General features: G+C 45.5%; 14 protein-coding genes. 11 read left to right on the top strand and 3 right to left on the bottom strand.

The features are described from left to right. Nucleotides 1–27: 27 nt before the first annotated feature. From RQP52_RS31200 to RQP52_RS31170, 7 genes are all read left to right on the top strand, one after another. Nucleotides 28–1359 (top strand): ABC transporter substrate-binding protein, encoded by a 1332-nt coding sequence (locus RQP52_RS31200; RefSeq protein ID WP_315955451.1) that lies wholly within the window; start codon nt 28–30, stop codon nt 1357–1359. 24 nt (nt 1360–1383) lie between these two features. Continuing rightward, nucleotides 1384–2211 (top strand): glycerophosphodiester phosphodiesterase, encoded by an 828-nt coding sequence (locus tag RQP52_RS31195; RefSeq protein ID WP_315955450.1) that lies wholly within the window; start codon nt 1384–1386, stop codon nt 2209–2211. A gap of 19 nt (nt 2212–2230) precedes the next feature. After that, complete coding sequence (locus RQP52_RS31190) at nt 2231–3271, top strand: phage baseplate protein (protein WP_315955449.1); 1041 nt, start codon at nt 2231–2233, stop codon at nt 3269–3271. A gap of 110 nt (nt 3272–3381) precedes the next feature. After that, complete coding sequence (locus tag RQP52_RS31185) at nt 3382–4143, top strand: DeoR/GlpR family DNA-binding transcription regulator (protein WP_315955448.1); 762 nt, start codon at nt 3382–3384, stop codon at nt 4141–4143. Nucleotides 4144–4329: 186 nt separating this feature from the next. After that, nucleotides 4330–4917 carry a GDSL-type esterase/lipase family protein gene (locus RQP52_RS31180; RefSeq protein ID WP_315955447.1) on the top strand — a complete coding sequence of 196 codons (588 nt, stop codon included), beginning with the start codon at nt 4330–4332 and terminating at the stop codon, nt 4915–4917. Further along, on the top strand, nt 4886–5581 hold the full coding sequence (locus tag RQP52_RS31175; protein WP_315955446.1) for a DNA alkylation repair protein: 696 nt from the start codon (nt 4886–4888) through the stop codon (nt 5579–5581). The genes RQP52_RS31180 and RQP52_RS31175 overlap by 32 nt, the downstream gene beginning before the upstream one ends. A gap of 98 nt (nt 5582–5679) precedes the next feature. Further along, complete coding sequence (locus tag RQP52_RS31170) at nt 5680–6882, top strand: multidrug effflux MFS transporter (protein WP_315955445.1); 1203 nt, start codon at nt 5680–5682, stop codon at nt 6880–6882. Nucleotides 6883–6953: 71 nt separating this feature from the next. On the opposite strand, the gene RQP52_RS31165 is transcribed toward RQP52_RS31170, so the two are convergent. Continuing rightward, nucleotides 6954–7301, bottom strand: coding sequence for a VOC family protein (locus tag RQP52_RS31165; RefSeq protein WP_315955444.1), 348 nt, complete (start codon nt 7299–7301; stop codon nt 6954–6956). Nucleotides 7302–7603: 302 nt separating this feature from the next. Between RQP52_RS31165 and RQP52_RS31160 the strand changes: the two genes are divergently transcribed. Together RQP52_RS31160 and RQP52_RS31155 are read left to right on the top strand one after the other, a co-directional pair. Next, complete coding sequence (locus RQP52_RS31160; RefSeq protein ID WP_315955443.1) at nt 7604–8179, top strand: hypothetical protein; 576 nt, start codon at nt 7604–7606, stop codon at nt 8177–8179. A 13-nt stretch (nt 8180–8192) separates the two neighbouring features. Then, nucleotides 8193–8894 carry a S1C family serine protease gene (locus RQP52_RS31155; RefSeq protein WP_394358181.1) on the top strand — a complete coding sequence of 234 codons (702 nt, stop codon included), beginning with the start codon at nt 8193–8195 and terminating at the stop codon, nt 8892–8894. A 44-nt stretch (nt 8895–8938) separates the two neighbouring features. Here RQP52_RS31155 and spoVB read toward each other — a convergent pair whose 3' ends face one another. Continuing rightward, the gene (spoVB, locus tag RQP52_RS31150) at nt 8939–10489 is read right to left on the bottom strand and encodes a stage V sporulation protein B (RefSeq protein ID WP_315955441.1); all 1551 of its coding nucleotides are present in this window, start codon (nt 10487–10489) and stop codon (nt 8939–8941) included. A 204-nt stretch (nt 10490–10693) separates the two neighbouring features. Here spoVB and RQP52_RS31145 point away from each other — a divergent pair, with 204 nt between their 5' ends. After that, nucleotides 10694–11353, top strand: coding sequence for a cupin domain-containing protein (locus RQP52_RS31145; protein WP_315955440.1), 660 nt, complete (start codon nt 10694–10696; stop codon nt 11351–11353). 371 nt (nt 11354–11724) lie between these two features. Beyond that, complete coding sequence (locus tag RQP52_RS31140; RefSeq protein WP_315955439.1) at nt 11725–12252, top strand: DUF2569 domain-containing protein; 528 nt, start codon at nt 11725–11727, stop codon at nt 12250–12252. A 47-nt stretch (nt 12253–12299) separates the two neighbouring features. Here RQP52_RS31140 and RQP52_RS31135 read toward each other — a convergent pair whose 3' ends face one another. Further along, nucleotides 12300–12935: a peptide-methionine (S)-S-oxide reductase MsrA gene (locus RQP52_RS31135; protein WP_315955438.1), complete on the bottom strand. Its 636-nt coding sequence runs from the start codon at nt 12933–12935 to the stop codon at nt 12300–12302. Nucleotides 12936–12960 lie beyond the last annotated feature (25 nt).

Here is a 12960-nt window from a genome sequence, read left to right as displayed (position 1 = left end):
TAATCCTACTCATGGAGGGGTAAATACATGAAGAAAAAAGTTGGCAATATGATGGTCACTGCAGTCGTATTAACGGGTTTGCTAGCAGGCTGTTCATCAAATGGAAGCGGCGTTGAAGGATCAACAGCTCCTGCAGCGACATCGGCTGCGACGGCCAAGACCTCTACTGAGCCGGCAAAAGGCAAGGCTACGATTCAATTTTGGCACTCCCTCGGGGGAAAAACCGGTGAGTATATGACTGCGATGATTGACCGATTCAATGCTTCCCATCCTAATATTGAAGTGGTCGGCACGTTTCAAGGTAATTACGATGAAACCGCTACCAAATTGCAGCAGTCGATTGCAGCCAATACCGCCCCTGACGTGACGATGCTTGAACGCGCATATGTCGAGCAGTTCGCAGACGCTGAGGTATTGCAAGATCTTAACTCCTATATGAAAAGCTCGAAACTGAGCGCAGATGACTTCGTTCCTGGTTTGATGGGGCATTCTACGTTTAATAACAAATTGGTATCCTTGCCTTTAAACCGTTCCACGCCGATTTTCTATATCAACAAGGATATGCTGGATGAAAAAGGACTTGCGGTTCCGACAACATGGGACGAACTGAACAAAGTTGCCAACGCGCTTGTGATTAAGGAAGGAAGCGAATACAAGCGTTACGGGCTTACGATGGTTCACGATTCGTGGTATCCAATTGCCTTAATTGCGCAAGCAGGCGGTAAGTTTTTTAATGAGAAAACAACTTCACTTGATTTTATCGATAACGGAATCGGTGACAAAGTATTTAGCTACTTGAAGGATATGCAAAAGTCGGGCGCTTTGTACTACCCACCTTCACAAAACTCCGGCAGCATCGTAAATCAGATGTTCACAGACGGTAAAGTCGGGATGATGTTCCAATCGACAGGTGTCATGGGATCGCTTTCCAACCTTAAATTTAAAATGGTAACCGCATTCATGCCGAAGGATAAAGTGAATGCTGAGCCTACAGGCGGCGCTAATATTGCCATGACTACCGGATCAAAGCAAAAGGACGCAGCGTGGGAGTTCATTAACTGGGTAGAGACTGATCCGCAAGGCGGCTTACAATTCATTATCGATACGGGTTACCTCCCTTTCACCAAGAAAATGGTCGAAACGAAGCAAATTCAGGATCTATGGACGAAAGAGCCAAACCGCAAGGTCGCTTACGATCAGCTTAAATTTGCCGTTGATACAAATAAAAGCGTCGTTTGGCCGGAAGTTATGAAAGAGTTCCATTCCGTTATGCAGGCAATTATGTACGATAGCAAAGATATCAAATCGTCATTGGATGGATTTAAAAAGGAAACGGAACGAATTTTGAAGTCCAAATAAAAATAATTTGGAGGAATGGCGACAATGTCCTTAACTGATAAGAACTTAGGGAGCAAGGCTATTCAATGGCAGGCCCACCAAAACTCGAATTCGGAAGTGCCGGAGAACACGATGGCAGCGATGAATTACGCATGGAGCCTCGGAGGGATACCCGAGATTGATATCCGGCAAACGGCAGATGGCATCATTATCGGTATACATGACGCAACGCCGAAACGAACATTGTCCGTACCCGAAGCGCATCAAGACAAGCTGATTTCTGAACTTACTTTTGATCAGATTCAGCAATGGGATGCAGGCTTGAAATTCGGAGAGCGGTTCCTCAATGAGAAAGTTCCTTCACTTAAGGAGATATTGGCTGTTTTGTCCGAGCATTCCGACCGTCAGCTCTATCTGGACTTCAAACAGGTAGATTTGGAAGTGTTGGCTGCGCTGATTCAAGAATACGGCGTAGCCGGGCAAATTATATTTGCCCACAATAATCATGAGAATTGTAAAACAGTTAAGCGGTTAGTCCCCGAGGTTAGAACCATGCTGTGGATTCCTGCACGTTTCCCGGAAACAGCGGTGGAAACATTCACACATATTCGTCAAACCGGGTTTAACTCCCTTGATATTGTTCAGCTTCACCTGCCGGATGCCGAGGAAAAGCAGTCATGGCGTTACAAACTGCAGAAAACTTTTATTCAAGAGGCTCTTCAGTATTTGGGAGAAGCGGGGATGGAATTGGAAGTGCTGCCGTACAAATTTGATCAGGAAGACTTGTTCGAGTTGCTTAACATGGGAATTCGGCGATATGCAGTTGACGAGCCAAGTGTATTTGTTGAGCTATTGAGTCGCTATTTTGATTAGGAAAGTGAGGTCAAATTCGATGAGAGTTAAAAGGTGTATGGTTTGGATTGCAGGAATCGTGCTTACTTGTGCGCTTGGGTCATCCATGCCTACGGCGAGTGCAAAGCAGCCTTCATGGCATTCAAAAGTGTTTGATTTGTCAGATCAACCGACGGAGCTCGTCCGTGATAAAGCGTTACAAAATGGCACTGTTCTGCAATCATTTGCCTTTGACAACGTGAATAAGCATATCTATACCGTGCAGTTGATGGCAGGCGGGCTTACGCTTCCGGGAGAACCGGCTGCCGTTAGCGGGGCTAATCGCAATTTGAACGGTGATTTAGCTTTAACGCAGCTGGATCTTGAGGGAAACAAGGTAGGTTACATGTACTTGAAAGGATTCGGTCATGGTGTTCAGATCGGAGTTGAAACGGAAGACGGAATTCCTTATATTTGGTCGGAGACCGACTCTGTAGCAGAGGGAAAAGATGGTTGGGGAACCGTCATTACAAGATTCAAGTTTGAGAATGGAAAAATTTTAACTCCCGAGTCGCCAGAGCTTCAGAAACACAAGCTTATCGAAGGGGCGGATCGTACAACGGTAAATATTGACGCAGCTAACGAGCTGTTAACTATGCGATATCGGAAAAACGGTGTTTTCCACTTTGGCGTGTATGAACTGGAGAGTGTTAAGCAGCACCGGTATGACGCTATAGCGGATGTTGTACAGCCAAGTGTAGGAACATTTCAAGGCTTTGCCTCTTACGGGCAATACCTCTATTTGCTGGAGGGGAGCTCTTACGGCACAAGCGGTTCGATTGAACCTATAGGTAATACGTACATTACCACTGTGGATTTCGATACAGGAGAAGTAGTCGACAAGCAGCTAATTACGGCGGGGAGTTCTTTATCTTTTAGAGAACCGGAAGGCTTAGCTGTACGAATTCCCGATGTCAAACACCCGCAGAAAGCGGAGCTGGGCGTAGGCTTTGCCTCGGATTTCACTCCTTTGCGGTTAGCCAATGTTTATACTTACAATCGTTTACGACCCGTGGAGGCTATTAAAAATCACAATAAATAGATTTTACTTGGCAGAATAAACAGCATATAATAATATAAAAGCAGAAATGAGCGAATATACTCTTATCTGAGCATAATATTAGCAAAGTTTGCACATAAGAGGGGTGCTTCGTGTTAGCGGCAGAACGAAAATTTAGGATAGTTGAATATGTAAAAATACATCGTGTGGCAACAATCGCCGAATTAGCCCAGGAATTCAACGTTCATGAAGCTACCATTCGGAGGGACCTGGAGGAAATTGAACAAAAGGGACTTGCGAAGAGGACACACGGTGGGGTGACAATCGACCAATGGACGAATAATGAGCCTTCGTTTAATGAACGAGTTGTCCAACAGTTCGATCAGAAGGACAGGATTGGCAAGATGGCCGCTAGCATGGTGGAAGACGGGGAACACATCATTATTGACTCCGGAACTACAACGCTGCATATTGCCAAAAACTTGGTTCAACGATCAAACATTACAGTAGTCACCAATGACATGAATATTGCTACAGAGCTGCGTGATGCGCCAGGCATCAAAGTCATTGTAACTGGTGGAGATCTTTATCCTTCCAGCTACATGTTAAACGGAATGTTCACGGATCATGTTCTAGGTTCACTCCATGTTCAGAAAGCTTTTATCGGGATTCCTGTTATTCATCCCAAGTACGGTCTCATGCATCCGGAGGCTCAACTGGTTCCCACCAAAAAAGGCATGATAAATGCGGCTGAAAAGATAATCGTCGTAGCGGATGATAGCAAAATAGGTAAGGTATCGCTGCATACCGTAGCTCCTTGCACATCCATTAATACACTGATTACAGGCAGCAATGTATCGGAAAATGTGGTTCGCCAATTCCGCGACAGCGGAATGGATGTTATCATGGTGTGATCGATGAGTGCAGATGACAACAAAGTTCAACAAAGGATACCCTTGGGGGTGTCCTTTTTATATGTTTTGGGGATTTACGAATGTGATTGGTTTTGTGTTAAAGTGAATATATCAAACTGTTAGACCTTTTTATATGAAAGAGAACTGGGTCCTTCCTGCCACAAGGAGTTAAAAGGGAGCAAATTCATGAAACTGGTCTGTTTTGGAGACAGTATAACTTCAAGGACTGAAGGTTACGCCCGCCCGCTATTAACCATCAAACTCGCCTCTAAACTTGGCGAAGAATGGGAAATCATGAACGCCGGCGTGCCTGGCAATAATACATTTGATGCAATTGAGAGAATTCAAAGCGATGTTTTACCTCATAACCCGGATCTCGTAACGGTACTATTCGGCGCAAATGATGCTGCACATCATAAGAGGGTTCAATTGCTAGATTATAAGAGGAATTTGACTGACATTGTTACTATTCTTTCTCCTGCCAAAGTCATCCTTATTAGCCCCGCACCCGTAGATGAGAAGTTGCAGCATGCTCGAACAAATCTCGTGCTTAAGGAATACGCCGAGGCCGTTAGAGAAGTGAGTGAAGCAACGGGAAGTCAGTTTATCGACTTTTTCTCAAAAATGATGGGGTTTCACCATCTATCCGAACTATTAAAAGGCCAAAGAAACGATGGTCTTCATTTCGGTGAACTAGGATATGAGTATTTATCCGATGAAATAAAAAAGGAAGTGTTCATCTATGAACGTAGAAACGGTCATGCAAGAACTTGAAGTTCTAGGTAAGGAACGAACCAAGAAAATTTACGTCTCCAACGGTGCGCACGAGCCACTATTTGGTGTAGCTACCGGTGAAATGAAGCCCATTGCCAAGAAAATTAAGCTCAATCAACCTTTGGCTGAGGAGCTTTACAATACTGGCAACTACGACGCGATGTATTTTGCCGGCGTTATTGCTGATCCAAAGGCAATGACGGAAGTGGATTTTGACCGTTGGATAGATGGGGCTTATTTTTATATGCTTTCTGATTATGTGGTTGCTGTAACTTTGGCAGAAACAGAAATCGCCCAGCAGGTTGCCGATAAATGGATCCTTAGCGGTGAAGAGTTGAAAATGTCGGCAGGCTGGAGTTGTTACTGCTGGCTCTTGGGTAACCGACGGGACAGCGAATTTGATGAAAGTAAACTTGCCGAAATGCTCGAAAGGGTAAAAAATACGATTCATGATGCGCCCGAACGAACGAAATATGCGATGAATAATTTCATCTACACAGTAGGAGTATCGTACTTGCCGCTTCATGCTATGGCTGTTGAGACCGCAAAGGCTGTTGGTCCGGTTGATGTCCAACGCAATAAGAGCCTGAACGCTGCCGATCGTATTCAAAAGGAAGTGGAAAAAGGGAGAATCGGTTTCAAACGCAAATATGTAAGGTGTTAAATATCATTGTCGGAATTTGTAGATTTGTGTTAGGATGAACATCAGGTTCATTATATGAGACTTGGATATGGATAGAAGAATAGGAGATCATTTTTATTATGACCAGCAAGAACAATCAGCATGCGTTTAGATTAGCATTGCTGCTCGGTTTATTTTCAACACTCGGGCCTTTTACTATTGATATGTACTTACCCGCGTTCCCGGAAATTGTGAAGCAATTCGGTACAACAGCTTCACTTGTACAACTCAGTTTGACCGCTTGTTTACTCGGTCTGGGTATCGGCCAACTCGTGATGGGTTCTCTGAGTGATGTCTATGGCAGACGCAACCCGCTGCTTATTTCTATGGCCTTTTACGTCGTCGCTTCATTGGCTTGTGCGTTCTCGCCTAATATTGGCGTATTGATTGCATTCCGTTTCGTGCAGGGCTTCTCCGCGTCCGCGGGTATTGTTATTTCCCGGGCAATCGCGCGCGATCTGTACAGTGGTCACGAACTCACCAAGTTTTTCTCCCTGTTGCTGCTTGTTGGTAATTTAGGTCCTCTAGTAGCACCGGTTACGGGCAGTGGAATTTTATCTTTCACGACGTGGATCGGCGTATTTATCGCACTCGCGATATTAGGATTGTACCTATTGACGATGACAAAATGGAAACTACAAGAGACTTTGCCATCCGATCGCCGCAGGCCTAGCAATTTTATGGAACAGTTAAAGAACTACGGATCGCTCCTGCGGGATCGCCAGTTTGTCGGCTACATGCTGGCACAGGGCATTATGATCGCGGGTGTGTTCGCCTACGTGTCGGGTACGCCTTTTATCTATCAAAATATTTACGGCGCTTCGCCGACGGTATTCGCTCTTTTGTTCGGATCGAACGGCATTAGCTTAATCATCGGCTCCCAAGTGGTGGGGCGGATGTCGCATCGCGTCTCCGAACAAGCTTTTCTGTTGTTTGGGCTGTGGCTGGCCTTTTTTGCCAGCATAACAGTCTTAGTGGTAGCCATTGTTCATGGACCGCTTTTCGCCTTGGTGATTCCGTTGTTTTTCTTCGTGGCGGCAATCGGTATTACGTCAACGGCAGCTTTCCCACTTGCTATGGAGAGCCAAAGTCAGAATGCGGGCAGCGCTGCTGCATTGCTTGGTGTCATCCCCTTTTTGCTCGGGGCTGTTGTCTCCCCGTTGGTGGGTATCGCGGGTGAAAATACCGCTGTGCCGCTAGGCGTCATTATTTTGTTGACGAGCGCCGCTGCAATGTTCGCTTACTTCTTTCTCGTAAGAAGAGGATCACGCGGAGTCGCTTAACGATCATTAACCCAAAAAACCTCTAGAAGCACTTAACAGTGCAGTCTAGAGGTTTTTTTGCGTTGCCGACTTTATTTCTCCCATAGCTCGATCAGTCGACCTTCCGGATCTTCGATCCAAGCAAACTTGCCATAGTCACCGACCTCTTTGTTCTTGGCTAGAGGTACACCGATTTGTTCAAGATGCTGAATCACTTCGTCCAAATCATAGACTTGGAAGTTTAACATGACTTGCTGTTCTAGTGGAAAATAGCTGTTATCCTCGGTAAACAAAGAAAAGATCGTTTCATTGCCGGATTGAGGTTGTATGATCGTCCCGTTCCAATCTCCGATTTCAATCTTAAGTACATCATTGTACCATTTTTTTATTACCTCGAGATTTTTAGTTCTCCAAAAAATGCCTCCGAAACCTTTGATCATCGTATCTAACTCCTGTCTATCATCATTTTTTTGCTATCTGATTACAGTAGATATTCGAGATGTACATGTAAGTTCCTTTTTCCCGTGGGGTTGCCCAGAAGGTTAATAACGGTATTGTTATCTAAAGAGCAGGAGCTAATGCTTGAAATTATCGGAGAGGACAGCCTTTGCACCTTTCAGGATATTTTCAGTTAACTTTCATATGCCTATCAGCCCAACTTAAGTCTTATTTCAGGTTCGCGTCCTATACTTCAACTATCAACATTAATTCTATCAACCAGCACTCGAAAGGTGGTAATCACATGAATGAAGATATGAAAGATAATATGAAAGATATGAATGAGATGAACGATACTATGAAAGATATGATCGAAGTTACGGGTATAAAGGTTGAAAACAAATCGGGGAATCCCAAATTTAAATCCATGTTTGCAGCTTTTATGGCCGGTGCGGTCGTTATTGGCGGATTGATGTTCACATCGGATAAGCTGAATTTGTTTGGATATGAGGCTGTGTCCACACCATCAAGCGTCGCTGCAGCCGCTAATTCGGCAGCCGCCAATGTCCAGACGGCGTCATTATCGCCAACAGGGACGAATAGCGTATCAGCCATTGCAAAATCCGCGAGTCCAGCTATTGTCAAAATTGAGACGAAAGTAAAACAAACGAATACGGGACAAAATAGAAGAAACCCATTCCAACAGGGCACTCAAAGTGGTGATACCATTGAAAATGGGATTGGATCGGGCTTTATTTTTGACTCGAGCGGGTATATTTTAACTAACGAGCATGTTATTGACGGCGCGGACGAAATTAGCGTCTACGTGCAAGGCTACGATACGCATTTTTACGGCAAAACTTCTAGGAAGCAGTTATGATCTAGACTTGGCAGTGCTTCAAATTCAAGGAGACAAAGCCTTTCCTGCATTGAAAATAGGCAGCTCCGACAATACGGAAGTAGGCGATTGGCTAGTTGCGATTGGCAATCCGTATGACTTTGATTACTCTGTAACGACAGGTGTTCTAAGCGCCAAAGAGCGTGAGATTAGCATTGATGATACCCAAAAAACTAGAAACTACAAGCATTTACTACAAACGGATACAGCGATCAATCCAGGGAACTCTGGCGGTCCGCTTTTAAATTTGAATGGGGAAGTTATCGGTATTAATACGGCAGTTAACTCTGAAGCGCAAGGCATCGGTTTTGCAATTCCCTCAAGCACATTCAGTTCAGTTGTGGATAAGCTGAAAAATAACGAAACGATCCCCAAAGAGCCAGCACCTTACATCGGAGTAGCACTGCAAAATATTACGGATGATATGCTGTCAGATTTGAAAATCAACAGCACAAAAGGTGCCGTTGTAGCCGAAGTAGAGCATGGTACGCCTGCATTTGAGGCAGGTATTCGACAGTACGACGTTATTTTGAGTGTAAATGGTAAAGCATCATCAAGCACAGAGGACATTACCAAAGCAGTGCAAGCCGCGTCTGTAGGCGATGAACTGAAGGTAACCATTTCTCGCGACGGGGAAACGAAGGATGTTACTGTTAAAGTTGGTGATAAAAACACTGCAACTAACTATCAAAGTTAATAAAATGGAGACCCTCAGCATCCGCTGAGGGTTTCTATGTGCGTTTACCAAGGAATAGAAAACCTGTGGCGCGTACTTTTCCAATTCAACGTACCTGTGAAGACGAGTGCCGCGAAATAGAGAAGCAAGGAACAGACGATAGAAGTAGTTACGCACCAAATCTGCGGCATGCCATGACTCATCACATATTGATAGATCCAGTGTCCGGATATCGCCATCATCATCATACTGATCCCAACTTTGACATAGGGCCTAATGTTCCAATAGAACCCGATGGAGTTGGAGATGGAAAAGAAGTTCAACACCGTCTGCATCACAATACCGATACCGATGCCATAAGCTACACCGATAATGCCCAATTGGCTGCCTAAAACGTAGATCGTGACAGCCTTGATTGCGGTGGCTATTACATAATTCCACAGCGTTGCTTGTGCGCGGCCGAGTCCGAGCAGAATCGCATGAAGCGGGGCATCGAAATAATGCAGGAAAAACATTGGCGCCAGTATTTTCAGGAGCAATCCTGCTTCAGGTGCATGGTAGACAAGTGTCGTTAGCGGAGTCGCCCACTCGTACAGGATCACGGTTGCCGGTGCGCCGATCAAAAGCCCCAAGTTCAAAGCCTGGTTCATTCGCTCATGGATAAGTAGACTGTTCTTGTTCGCCGCTGCCTCGCCAATCGCAGGAATGAGCGCGGTCGACAAGGATTGCGTGATAAAGCTTGGCATGAACAGCAGCGGAAACGCATAGCCGGCCAGCATGCCAAATTGCTTGGTGGCAAGTGCCGTACCGACGCCGGCGAGCGCTAGGCTCGTTGTGATAAGAAGCGGCTGGAAGGTGCTGTACAACGAGTGAATAATGCCGTGACCAGTGGTTGGCAGTCCGATCTGAAGCAGCTCGCCGAGTGTGCTTCTTCCTTGTTTCAAGTGGTTTGCCCAAGTTTCGCCCGACATCCTGGATTCGCCGAACAGCTTGTAGCTTGTCACGAGGAAGAGGAGACTGACCGCTTCGCTGATGACAGAGGCAGCCATTGCTCCTGCGGCGGCATAAGCGACGCCGTAAGGCAGCAGCAGGTGGACCAGCGCTAGCACGCAGGCGATTTGAACCGTATGCTCCAGCACATCGGAGGCTGCAATAGTTTTCATCCGCTGCATGCCGCGGAAATATCCCTTTAATACGGCGGAGACGGCTACAATCGGCGCGATCGGCGTAATGGCGAGCATTGCGTAATAAGCACGTTGGTCGCTTAGGAGAATGGAAGCGATCCATTCAGATCCAAGCAGCGTTATGGTCGTGAGCGCTACGCTCAAGAAGCCTGTGACAGCAAGTGAGACATGCAGAATGCGTCTTACTTTCATTCGTTCGCCGCGGGCGGAGGCCTCTGCGACCAACTTCGAAATGGCTACCGGCAATCCCAACTCCGTAATCGTAATGACGAGTGGGACGAGCGGATGGGCCATCATCAAGATGCCGATTCCCTCTGCGCCCAGTACGCGCGCGATATACATACCGCTGATAAAACCGAGAATACGGTTGATGAAAGCGGCGACAGACAATACGAGCGTACCTCTCATGAACGAATGCCCATGTTGTGACATGACTTGTGTCCTCCTGTTTATCGAATATTTAAATGTATTCAAAAATTGGAAAAGCATGCGAACAAGCCGGGTTTGATGTTATTTTTGCGGATGGATGGGCCTTGTGGAGTGAAATTTGCTCTGCGAGGAAGGGCATTTGTCATGGGTATAGCTGAAGTGGAATACGTTTAGTAAAGATGATAATACAATCGGGAGGCTGAGCGTATGGCTGTATCCTATATGGATTTCACTTCTCCAAACGTCCAATATTTCTACGATCTGAAGAACAATCGTACATTCACCAAGGATGCGAATAACTTCATTAATACGTTGGGTATTCAGCAGTTGAATACGCTGGGCAACGTCTCACTGCTCGACATCTATTTATCCATAGGGAATGTGGTCGAGCCGCATGTTCATCAGAACGCATCTGAACTAGTCTATTGCATTCGGGGCGCAGCGGTCGTCTCCATCTTGAATCCTTTCACCAAAATGGTGCTTAACTTCAACATTACTCCCGGTCAAGTAGCTAATATTCCTCAAGGGTGGTTTCACTGGGAAATGGCTACCGAAGACGATACGCATCTGCTCGCGATCTTCGATGCGCCGGTACCGGAATTCATCGCGGTCTCCGACTTCCTCAGACTGGCGCCGAGAAACATGCTCGCTCATACGTACTGTTTGGATCAAGCGCAGATCACGCAGGCGTTAGCTCCAATCAAGAGCACAGTCACAATAGGGCCACCTGTCGATTGCTCGCATCAACGTCAGGCGCGGCCTGATACTTACCCACCGCAAGCGGAGCCGCATCCGCAAGCTTCTTATACGGGATATGTGGCGCGGCCATCACCTTTCCCGGGCATCGGCAACGGTTATAATCGGTAGGGTTGGCTGGTCTTATACGCAAATAAAGAATCGCAATTCATTAATTGCGGTTCTTTGGGTTATTCAGGGAACTAGAGGGCGCTATTTCGAAGAAAATGCACAATTTCCATTATTAGGGGAACTACGTTCCTCTATTTTGTCAATTTTGCTGTGAAATCGGTCTTTTGAAGAGAAATAAGAGCCTGTAGTTCTGCCTAAATAGGAAACAACTCATTTTCTATAAAATAAGGGACTCCAGTTCCATTACGAGGTTTGAGGTGATGGCAATTGAGGCGGTGGCAATAGATGTTATCACGCTCACATATTGATTGACAGAATTTATTTTTTTAGGGAGTATAAAGGTAAGACGGAAAAGATTGAAAGGTGACTCAATGACAAATATAGAAAACGACTTAGCCGTAAAACTGGATAACACGACAGAAATCATGGCACCCACAGAGGAAAAAGTGAAGCCTTATGGATTTGGTGGCTGGCTTTATTTGGTAGCGATAGGCCTCCTATTAACTTTCGGGAGCTCCTTCTACTATTTGATGGATACGATACTCCCTGTTTACCAAAATGGACGTTTGTCCCAATTGTATGAGGAAAACTGGAAATACGCTTTTATTATCATTTATGAGACGGCCATGAATTTATTTTATGTGATTTTTCCAGTCATCATCGGTTATTGCATATTGAAAAAAAAGAAACGATTGAAATATTTGGCGATATATTTTTACTTGATCAATTTTGCTGCGAATGTTGGCTATTATTTTATTTCAAACACCATTGAAGAAATGGCGACTTACGAACTAATGGGGGAACAAGGCAGAAATATTGTTAAATCATTCGTTACTTGTTTAATCTGGATCCCCTATTTTATCAACTCAAAAAGAGTGAAAAATACATATACGAATTAAAAAGAAAAAGGCAGCCTATCTAACCAGATCGGCTGCCTTCAGTCCTCTTACCATTTTATCCCTCTAATGAGTCGAATGATCTCTTCTTGCTCCTCACCGCTAATCAGCCATGTCCGGATTTCGTTGATGATTTTATCCAAATTCGTGTACCCTTTCGCCAGTCCGTTTAATCTTGCTGCCAATGTTGCGTTGGTCAGTTCTTCCTCGGTTGGAAAAAGAGTTCTCAACTTGTCGATGGCATCGGGATACCGTTTCAAATAATATTTCTGATGTCTGTCCTCAGCTGGGTAAAAGCCTTTAAAAGGAGCAACCTCGGTGTCCGGCATGCCCTTTCCTTGTTCCTCGCTGTTCGCCATGACTTTGTTGACTACGCTCATCTGATTAGGGTCGCGATACAACACTATGGATCTGTACTGCCGGCCTTTGTAATCATTTATATTTACTGGATTATGGTTGCTCCAGAACACATGCAGGATGGCTTCCAAACTCACGATGCTGGAATCAAAGTCCATTTCGACGGTCTCGGAGTGGTCTCCAAGCTGCCGGTAAGTAGGGTTCTCTACCGTTCCTCCAGCAAAACCCACACGTGTTCTCGTGATACCGGCCAGCTGCCCGAACAAAGCATCCGGACTCCAGAAGCACCCCATCCCCAGGGTTACCGTTTGGTTGTTGCTGTTATTCATCGCGCTCACCTCCATATGTTGTGAC

The sequence above is a fragment of the Paenibacillus violae genome (assembly GCF_032461945.1).
In the GTDB taxonomy this organism is placed as follows: Bacteria; Bacillota; Bacilli; order Paenibacillales; family NBRC-103111; genus Paenibacillus_E; species Paenibacillus_E violae.
The sequence above is the reverse complement of the archived record's forward strand: the minus strand, read 5'-3'. Positions and strand labels throughout refer to the sequence as shown.

Coding starts and splice junctions, on each gene's coding strand:
- RQP52_RS31200 (WP_315955451.1), top strand. CDS start 28: ATGAAGAAAAAAGTTGGCAATATGATGGTCACTGCAGTCGTATTAACG.
- RQP52_RS31195 (WP_315955450.1), top strand. CDS start 1,384: ATGTCCTTAACTGATAAGAACTTAGGGAGCAAGGCTATTCAATGGCAG.
- RQP52_RS31190 (WP_315955449.1), top strand. CDS start 2,231: ATGAGAGTTAAAAGGTGTATGGTTTGGATTGCAGGAATCGTGCTTACT.
- RQP52_RS31180 (WP_315955447.1), top strand. CDS start 4,330: ATGAAACTGGTCTGTTTTGGAGACAGTATAACTTCAAGGACTGAAGGT.
- RQP52_RS31175 (WP_315955446.1), top strand. CDS start 4,886: ATGAACGTAGAAACGGTCATGCAAGAACTTGAAGTTCTAGGTAAGGAA.
- RQP52_RS31170 (WP_315955445.1), top strand. CDS start 5,680: ATGACCAGCAAGAACAATCAGCATGCGTTTAGATTAGCATTGCTGCTC.
- RQP52_RS31165 (WP_315955444.1), bottom strand. CDS start 7,301: ATGATCAAAGGTTTCGGAGGCATTTTTTGGAGAACTAAAAATCTCGAG.
- RQP52_RS31160 (WP_315955443.1), top strand. CDS start 7,604: ATGAATGAAGATATGAAAGATAATATGAAAGATATGAATGAGATGAAC.
- spoVB (WP_315955441.1), bottom strand. CDS start 10,489: ATGTCACAACATGGGCATTCGTTCATGAGAGGTACGCTCGTATTGTCT.
- RQP52_RS31145 (WP_315955440.1), top strand. CDS start 10,694: ATGGCTGTATCCTATATGGATTTCACTTCTCCAAACGTCCAATATTTC.
- RQP52_RS31140 (WP_315955439.1), top strand. CDS start 11,725: ATGACAAATATAGAAAACGACTTAGCCGTAAAACTGGATAACACGACA.
- RQP52_RS31135 (WP_315955438.1), bottom strand. CDS start 12,935: ATGAATAACAGCAACAACCAAACGGTAACCCTGGGGATGGGGTGCTTC.